Genomic DNA, 7,803 nt, shown 5'->3' with positions numbered 1-7,803 from the left:
GGGCTGGCAATGCCCAGCCCCGCGGCCGCCGCGAACCCGGTCACGCCGGGCAACTTCACCGGCTACGGCTTCGACCAGTGCCAGGCGCCGTCCCAGACGGCGATGGACCGTTGGTGGCAGCACTCCAAGTTCGGCGCGGTCGGCATCTACATCGCCGGCAACTCGCGCGGCTGCCGCAACCAGACCAACCTCAGCGCGACCTGGGTGCGCAAGCAGCATGCCCGTGGCTGGCGGCTGCTGCCGATCACGCTCGGGCCGCAGGCCTCGTGCAACCCGCACTTCCCGCGCTACCGCGACGACCCGCGGATCAGCGCGCGCTCCACCGACCAGTACGCCACCGCCAAGCGCCAGGGCGTCAACCAGGCCAACGCGACCGTCGACGCCGCCAAGCGCTACGGCATCGCCGCCGGAAGCACGATGTTCTACGACCTCGAGGGGTTCGACATCGGTAACCAGCGGTGCCGTGAGTCGGCGATGTGGTTCGTGTCGGCCTGGAGCCACCGCATCAAGAAGCTCGGCTACCGCCCGGCGCTGTACTCGAGCGCGTCGTCCGGCATCAAGGCGATGCAGGCCGTCTGGCACGCCCAGCCGCGCGGCTTCGTCTACCCGGCCGACCTGTGGATCGCCGACTGGGACGGCCGCGCCGGCACCTCGACCCGCTACATCCCCGAGAAGCCGTGGAGCCCCCACCGCCGCGTCAAGCAGTACCGCGGCCCGCACAAGGAGACCCATGGCGGCACCACCATCGAGATCGACTCCAACTACGTCGACCTCGGCCGCGGCTCCTACGCCCGCCCGGTGACCCACTGCGGCGGTGTCCCGGTCAGCTTCACCTCGTATCCCGACCTGAAGCCGCGCACCAGCTCCTACACCCCGTCGCCGATCTACACGAAGGCGCTCGAGTGCATCCTCCGTGAGCGCGGGAACTTCGGCGGTCCCATCGACGGGACGTACGACGCAGGGCTGGTGCGCTCGATCAACGCCTGGCAGCGCTCGCACGGGCTGACCGTGCAGAAGACGTGGACCAAGGGTGCCTGGAAGACGCTGTGGGCGGCCAACAGCCGACCGCTCCTCAAGCGCGGCTCTTCCGGCGAGACCGTCCGCGACCTCCAGCGCGCCCTCAGCGCCACCTCCGCACCCGAGCGCCCGAAGATCACCGGCGTCCTCGACTGGAACACCCAGGTCGCCCTCGTCGCCTACCAGAAGCGCCTCGGTCGCACCGCGAACGGCATGGCCACCGAGGTGACCTGGTACGACCTGGCCCACGGCCGCTGAGCTGGAGTTGTGAAGCTGAGAGTGACCTATAGAGGCCCCGCCCCGGCACCACACCCCACCCCCCCCCGCCCCCCCGCGGGGGGGGGGGCCCGCGCGGGGGCCCCCGGGGGGGGCCGCCCCCCCCCCACCGGCAGGCCCCCGTGGGTCCCGTGCACCCCCCGCCCCCCGGGCGGGGTCGGGGTTTTTTTCAGGCGCCTGCCTATAGACCACTCTCAGCTTCACAACTCCTCCGGCGCCGAGCAGAACAGGTGCTGCTCGGCGCTCGCGTGTCCGACAGTCTGTGTCCCGTCCTCCTCGGTCCGCGGCGTCATCGACTCCGGGAAGGGCGGGGAGACCACGCCGAGGCAGAACCGGACCTCGTCGACATCGCTCGGGATCGACATCGGCCCCGTTCCGAGGTCGGTTCCGAACGGGTGGAACCAGGTCAGCGGCAACGCGGACCTCACGTCGACCTCGACGGCCTCACCCGGCGCCACCTCCGTGACCCCGACCCGTGGAATGGACTCCCAGGTCTGATCGGTGTCGGGGAACCCGAAGAGCGCCTGCGACAACAGCGCCCCGTCATCGGCATCCTCGGTGACATACGCCGCGTCCTCCCGATAGCGGACGCCGGCCCCCACCGCCACGCCCGGCCGGTTGATGAGCATCAACGGCTCGTCACCGTCATTGGCGAACCGGTAGCTCACCCGGACCTCGGTGTCGCTGACCGTCACGTCGGCCTCCAACGTCGCCTCCGGCTCCGGCGCCAAGCTGGACGGACCGAACTCTCCGTAGGGCGAGTCCTCGGCGCACCCACCGAGAGACATCAGCAGCAGCGCCACCGCGAGCACGCCGACTCGCGTCATCAGCCCAGGGACGCCGGATCGGAGCAGAAGATCTGCTGGGACTCGGCGGCCGAGTCTGAGTGTGCCAGGCCGGTCACGTCGGCCGGGACGCCCTCGGAGTAGAGGTCGCGCAGGTCGAGGACACCGACGCAGAAGATGACCTCCTCGACCGGGTCCGGGACCTCCGGGACCGAGTCGTCGGTGAACGGGCGATACTCCTCGAGCGGCAGCGGCACGCGTACGTCGCGTTTCAGCTCCTCGCCCGACGCGAGCTTGGCCCAACCGACCGCCGGCATCTGGGCGAACGACGTGTCGTCCGGCAGCGCGAAGACCCGCTTGCTCACCTCGGCCCGGCTCCCGCCGCTGCCCAGGACGTAGACGGTGTCCGCCGACGCCGGCTGCAGCGCCCCGTTGGCGTACGTCGGCACCGAGTCGATCACGTAGACGTCGGTGTCCGCGTCGTTGACCACCCGATAGCTGATCTCCAGCGCGTCGCCGGCCGTGGCGATCTCGGACTCGAACCGGACCCCCTCGATCTCCCGCTCCCCCTCGGGAACCTTCGCGCAGCCGCTCATCACCAGACCTCCGGCCGTCAGCAGCGATGCGAGCATCATCAACCTAGTAGTGGTCACGGTGCGGTGCCCCCATCTCGTCGCGGAGCCCGTTCTCGGTGTAGACGTAGGGATGGTCCGGGTCGATCTGCTCCGGCGTGCTCGGGTCGTTGTCGTGGTCGACGGGCAGACCGGCAGCCTCGCGCTCGCGGTTGTTCGTCCCCTGGTTCTCAGGGTCGTCACCGTGGTATTCGCCGGGCTCGAGCGTGTCGTGCATGTAGTCATAGACGTGCGCCATCTCGTGGTAGAGCACCGCGACCGGCGGGCCGTCGACGGGCGTCTGACTGCTGCCGGTGTGCATCGTGTCGATGTCCGGCATGTACTTGATCTCGTTGCCGCCCATCGGCCCGTCGGATGCCGAGCTGTTCGGAGTCTCACCGACGTACTCGCGGATGGTCAGGTTCTCCTGCCCGATCCCCAGCACGCCCGAGTCGTCGTGTCTCCGGTCCAACGCGGCGAGCATCTGCTGACCCGTGGGCGAGGCTGCCAACATCTCGAGGTCCGCACGGGTCCGGGCGACGAACTCCGGCGAACCCTCGATCTTGATCCACTCCGGGACCTCGGTGATCTGGACGGTCACGTGCTGCTCGACGGCCTCGTCGGTGTCGCCCGACTCGCTGTGGGCCTTGTCGTCACCCGAGCCACCGTAGGTGGTGTCGGTCCCCCGCCCGGCGTAGCTCACGTCGTCGCCGGCACCACCGTGGATCCGGTCGTTGTCGTCACCACCGGAGGCGATGTCGTTGCCGTCGCCACCGACGAGCATGTCGTCGCCGTCGGCTCCTTCGAGATAGTCCTGGCCGCGACCGCCACTGATCCGATCATTTCCGGCCATGCCGTAGACGGTGTCGTCCCCGCCGGCCCCGGTGGCGAGGTCGTTGCCGCCCTGGGCGTCGATGTAATCGCGATCCGTGCCACCCGAGACCTGGTCGTCGCCGTCGCCGGCGAAGATGTGGTCGCGACCCTGGCCACCGAGTATGCGGTCGCTCCCGCTGCCGCCGTTGAGCCGGTCATCACCTCGGCCACCGAGCAGGGAGAGGTTGACGTCGGTGCCCTGCGGGACGTTGATCTCGTCGTTCCCTTCGCCGGCGCGGATGACGATCTCGTTGCCGGCAGGTACGTCGTACATCTGGCCGTTGACGGTGACGACCTGTCTCCCGGTCAGCGGGTTGATCCCGACCGTGACCACGTCATCGCCGCTGCCGGTGTTGATGTAGGTCTTTCCGTCGACGTTGATCATGCCGACCGAGTCGACGTCGGCGGGGAGGTGGAACGGGTCCTGCCCCGACTCGGCGATCGCGGCCATGCTCGTCGATAGCCCCTGCCAGACAGCAGTGGTGTCGACCAGCACCTGGCGGTCGGCGTTGAGGTCGCGGTCGAGCCCGGCCCGGATCTCGGAGGCCCTCGCGATGGCGTCGGTGACGAGCTTGCTGTCCTCGGGGGTCTCCGGTTCGAAACGAATGTCGCCCGAGGGGCTGCCCTGGTGCGGGATGTGGGCCACCGTCGCCCAGGACTGGTCGAGGTGACCCTGGGCGATGCGTACGGTGCCGGCGATCCGAGCTGTCGCCGAGGAGGCCTTGTCGGCGAGCCCGCGCGCCTTGTCGAGGTCGGTCAGGAGCGTCTTGCGGTGCCCCTCGTAGGACTCGGCGGTCTGGCCCTCCCAGTCCGCGACCACGTCCTTGGAGCCGCCGATGAACGCCTCGGTGACGCCGTCGAGCGCCTTCGCGATCGAGGTCCAGCCTCGCGACGCGTCGTCGATCGACGCCGCGTCGTCCCACAGCTTCCAGGTGCCTTCGGACATCTCGTTCTCCTCAGCGCGGGGTCGGCGTGGGGCCCGGGGACGGGCTCGGCGTGGGTGAGGGCGGCGGCGGACCCGGCGACGGCTCCGGCGGTCGGGGTGTCGGTCCCGGGGGCAGCGAATTGCTGGACCGGGCTGCCCGCGCGACCTCCTCGTCGGTCGCGGAGATGTCGAACGCACACAGCATGAGGGCATCGGCGTCCGCCTCGAAGACCGCCGCGAACGACTCGAGCGCGCTGGACGCGGCCTCGACCAGCGGGCCGTGGGCAGCCGTGGTGTCGTAGCCGCCCTGGGTGTTGCCGGCATCCCGCGAGGCGACCTCGAGGGCACCGGCGTTGTCCGTGGTCGCAGCCGTCAGGTCCATCGCCCAGTCGATGCAACGGTCGGCGAGCCTGACGAGATCGTCGGGACGTACGTTGATCTGAGATGACATCGGGGCCTCCTTCGCCAGTGGAGTTCTTCCCCGAAACACGCGTGACTACACGCGAACGCGGCGCCTGTCTCAGGATTCGAGACGAGGGCGGAGGTGACCGATCAGGAGAAGGGGTTGGGGAGGGCGCCTGGGAGCTCGGCGAGGAGCTCGCGGGCACGGGCGGCGACCTTGTGCTCGACGAGGACCTCGTACTTGGTCGGCACGATGACCTTGACGCTCGAGAAGTCGCGGGTGCCGCGGGTGGCGGCGTAGCCGATCAGCGACCAGATGAGGCCGAAGACGACGCCGAGGAGCACCGTCGACAGCAGGATGAAGAGGAAGTTCTCGTTGCCGAAGAGCGACACGATCAGGCCGACGAAGACGCCGAGCCAGGCGCCGGAGAGGACGCCGGCGAGGGCGACCTTGCTCCAGGTGAGGCGGCCGGTGATCCGCTCGATCTGCTTCAGTTCGGTGCCGACGATCATGCAGTTCTCGACCGGGAACTCCTTGTCGGAGAGGAAGTCGACCGTCTTCTGCGCGGCGGCGTAGTCGTCATAGGTCGCGAGCGACTGGGGAAACTCCAGCTTCAGCGGGCTCTGCGGGCCGCTGACCGGCGAGGTGAAGGACATACCCCCAGTGTGCCCCAGGCGAGGTCAGTTCTTGAGGACGCCGTTCGCGATGACGTCGAGCATGGGACGTACGTCCTTGGCCTCGAGCGAGGAGTGGTCGGCCATGGTCGCGACACCGCCGAGGAGGCGGCAGACGTCGAGGTTGTCGACACCCTCGCGGAGCACGCCGTGCTCGGCCATCTCCGTCAGGACGCTCTCGTTGGCGTCGGCGTAGGTCTGGCACTTGGTGCGCAGCGGGGAGTCCTGGCAGCCCAGGGAGGCGGTGATCTTGGCGGCGGCACCCTGGTGGCGGGTCAGCAGCGAGACGTACTCCTCGAACCAGGCGAGCAGCTTCTCCCGGCAGCCGCCCTCGGTCGCCATCGCCTTCTCGACGTGGGCGGAGACCTCCTCGATCCAGGTGGCCATGATCGCCTCGTGGAGCGCCTCGCGGGTCGGGAAGTGGCGGTAGAGGGTGCCGGGGCCGACACCCGCACGTCGGGCCACCTCATCGAGAGGTGCGTCGAGACCGCGCTCCTTGAAAACCGCATGGGCGACCTCGATGAGCCGCTCGCGGTTGCGCTTCGCGTCGGCTCTCATCCAGACCTCCTCAGTGGCTCCCGCGGCTCTGCGGGGACCTCAGTTAACAGCAAGCACCGCCATCGCAACTAAATGCATTGCTAAACGGAGACACTCTCCGGTAGTGTTCAGTCAAGCGGAGACTTCCTCCGCTTCACTGTACTCCTCTTCCGTCTCCAACAGGAGCTCTTGAATGACATCCACCGCGGCACCACCCAAGCCACCCGCGGCCACCAAGGCCGCCGGCGCCGGGATCGCCCTGGTCCTGGTCGCCCAGCTGATGATCGTGCTCGACTCGGCGGTCGTGAACGTCGCGCTCCCCCGGATCGCCGACGACCTCGAGTTCACCCCGGCGGCACTCACCTGGGTGCTCAACGGCTACACCCTCGCCTTCGGCGGCCTGCTGCTGCTCGGCGGTCGGCTCGGCGACGTCTTCGGCAGGCGGCGTACGTTCGTCGCCGGTCTCTCCGTCTTCACCCTCTTCTCCCTGGCCGGCGGGCTCGCGCCGACCGACGATCTGCTGGTCATCGCCCGCGCGCTGCAGGGCTTCGGTGCGGCGATCGCCGCGCCCCAGGTGCTCGCCCTGCTGACCACGTCGGCGAAGGACGAGGCCGGCCGGGCCCGGGCGATCGCGCTCTTCGCGGCCGTCTCCTCCAGCGGTGCCTCGATCGGGCTGATCCTGGGCGGCATCCTGACCGACATCGCGTCGTGGCGCTGGACGCTGTTCATCAACGTACCGATCGGGCTCGTCGTGCTCGCGCTCGTCGGCCGTCTCGTCGCCGAGACCGCGCCGCGACCGGGACGCTTCGACATCGTCGGCGCCGTGACCGCCACCGGTGGTGCGGCCGCGATCGTCTGGTCGCTGATCGGCGCCCCGGAGCACGGCTGGACCTCCGTACGCACCATCGGCGGGATCGCGATCGGCCTGCTCCTGCTGGTCGCCCTCGTGCTCACCGAACGCCGGGTCGCCCACCCGCTGCTGCAGCTCCACCTCTTCAACAGCCACCGCAGGGTCGCCGCGTTCATCGCCGCGGTCGGGCTCGTCGGGGCACAGTTCTCGACGTTCTACCTGACCGTGATCTCCCTGCAGGGTGCGCTGGGGATGGGTCCGCTCGCGTCGGGGCTGGCATTCCTGCCGCTCACCCTGATGATCTTCGCGATGTCCCGGGTGGCACCTCGGATCGCGGCCCGGATCGGGATGCCGCGGGTGCTGGTCCTGGGCGCCACCGGCCTGACGGTGTCGTTCCTGTGGCTGAGCACGCTGACGGAGTCGAGCACGTACGCCGGCGCCGTCCTGGCTCCGTTCCTGCTCAACGGCGCCTTCGCCTCGCTCGTCTTCACCTCCACCACGGCTCTCGGCCTCGAGGGTGTCGACGCCGCCCACGCCGGCTCGGCCTCAGGTCTGGTGCAGACGATGCAGCAGCTCGGCGGCTCGATCGGCCTGGCCGTGATCGCCTCGGTCTACGTCGCCAACGGCACCCCCGGCGAGGTCGTCCCGGGGATGCGCGAGGCCTTCTACGCCGCGGCCGCCTTGGGCGCGCTCGGGATCATCGCCTCGCTGAGCGTCGTGCTCCGGCGACCCTCCGGGTCGCATGCGTACGTCCCCGGGCGGGCGGCGGTCGAGGTCGACTGAGTCATCGCGCACCGAAGCTCGCCCCCCGGCTCGCGATAGCGAGCCGGGGGGCGATTCGGAAGTCAGGGT

The 7,803-nt window shown here is 69.6% G+C and carries 8 protein-coding genes; 2 read left to right on the top strand and 6 right to left on the bottom strand.

Annotation, left to right across the window (positions count from 1 at the left end; translation table 11 throughout):
• Positions 1 to 1,275: glycoside hydrolase domain-containing protein (locus ACFU7D_RS27455; protein ID WP_378873323.1), on the top strand; the 1,275-nt coding region annotated here is incomplete at its 5' end.
• Between the two features lie 218 nt (positions 1,276 to 1,493).
• Here the strand turns inward: ACFU7D_RS27455 and ACFU7D_RS27450 are convergent.
• From ACFU7D_RS27450 to ACFU7D_RS27425, 6 genes are all read right to left on the bottom strand, one after another.
• A complete protein-coding gene (locus ACFU7D_RS27450) occupies positions 1,494 to 2,120 on the bottom strand; it encodes a hypothetical protein (RefSeq protein WP_378731225.1) in 627 nt (208 codons plus the stop codon).
• A complete protein-coding gene (locus ACFU7D_RS27445; protein WP_378873321.1) occupies positions 2,120 to 2,710 on the bottom strand; it encodes a hypothetical protein in 591 nt (196 codons plus the stop codon). Before ACFU7D_RS27445 ends, ACFU7D_RS27450 begins: the two co-directional genes overlap by 1 nt.
• Positions 2,711 to 2,717: 7 nt before the next feature.
• Positions 2,718 to 4,508: a M91 family zinc metallopeptidase gene (locus tag ACFU7D_RS27440; RefSeq protein ID WP_378873319.1), complete on the bottom strand. Its 1,791-nt coding sequence runs from the start codon at positions 4,506 to 4,508 to the stop codon at positions 2,718 to 2,720.
• Positions 4,509 to 4,518: 10 nt separating this feature from the next.
• Positions 4,519 to 4,938, bottom strand: a complete 420-nt coding sequence (locus ACFU7D_RS27435) for a hypothetical protein (protein WP_378873317.1) — start codon at positions 4,936 to 4,938, stop codon at positions 4,519 to 4,521.
• Between the two features lie 101 nt (positions 4,939 to 5,039).
• Positions 5,040 to 5,546, bottom strand: coding sequence for a general stress protein (locus tag ACFU7D_RS27430; protein ID WP_378731233.1), 507 nt, complete (start codon positions 5,544 to 5,546; stop codon positions 5,040 to 5,042).
• A 24-nt stretch (positions 5,547 to 5,570) separates the two neighbouring features.
• Entirely contained in the window at positions 5,571 to 6,122 is a 552-nt protein-coding gene (locus tag ACFU7D_RS27425) for a TetR/AcrR family transcriptional regulator (protein ID WP_091045698.1), read from the bottom strand.
• A gap of 172 nt (positions 6,123 to 6,294) precedes the next feature.
• On the opposite strand from ACFU7D_RS27425, the gene ACFU7D_RS27420 reads away from it, so the two are divergent.
• Positions 6,295 to 7,734, top strand: a complete 1,440-nt coding sequence (locus ACFU7D_RS27420) for an MFS transporter (RefSeq protein WP_378873316.1) — start codon at positions 6,295 to 6,297, stop codon at positions 7,732 to 7,734.
• Positions 7,735 to 7,803 lie beyond the last annotated feature (69 nt).

It is taken from the genome of Nocardioides sp. NPDC057577, assembly GCF_042801335.1.
Classification (GTDB): domain Bacteria; phylum Actinomycetota; class Actinomycetes; order Propionibacteriales; family Nocardioidaceae; genus Nocardioides.
The sequence above is the reverse complement of the archived record's forward strand: the minus strand, read 5'-3'. Positions and strand labels throughout refer to the sequence as shown.

What these genes read in the sequence shown, in the direction of transcription:
- ACFU7D_RS27420 (WP_378873316.1), top strand. Translation starts at nt 6,295, where the DNA reads ATGACATCCACCGCGGCACCACCCAAGCCACCCGCGGCCACCAAGGCC.
- ACFU7D_RS27430 (WP_378731233.1), bottom strand. Translation starts at nt 5,546, where the DNA reads ATGTCCTTCACCTCGCCGGTCAGCGGCCCGCAGAGCCCGCTGAAGCTG.
- ACFU7D_RS27450 (WP_378731225.1), bottom strand. Translation starts at nt 2,120, where the DNA reads ATGACGCGAGTCGGCGTGCTCGCGGTGGCGCTGCTGCTGATGTCTCTC.
- ACFU7D_RS27445 (WP_378873321.1), bottom strand. Translation starts at nt 2,710, where the DNA reads ATGCTCGCATCGCTGCTGACGGCCGGAGGTCTGGTGATGAGCGGCTGC.
- ACFU7D_RS27425 (WP_091045698.1), bottom strand. Translation starts at nt 6,122, where the DNA reads ATGAGAGCCGACGCGAAGCGCAACCGCGAGCGGCTCATCGAGGTCGCC.
- ACFU7D_RS27435 (WP_378873317.1), bottom strand. Translation starts at nt 4,938, where the DNA reads ATGTCATCTCAGATCAACGTACGTCCCGACGATCTCGTCAGGCTCGCC.
- ACFU7D_RS27440 (WP_378873319.1), bottom strand. Translation starts at nt 4,508, where the DNA reads ATGTCCGAAGGCACCTGGAAGCTGTGGGACGACGCGGCGTCGATCGAC.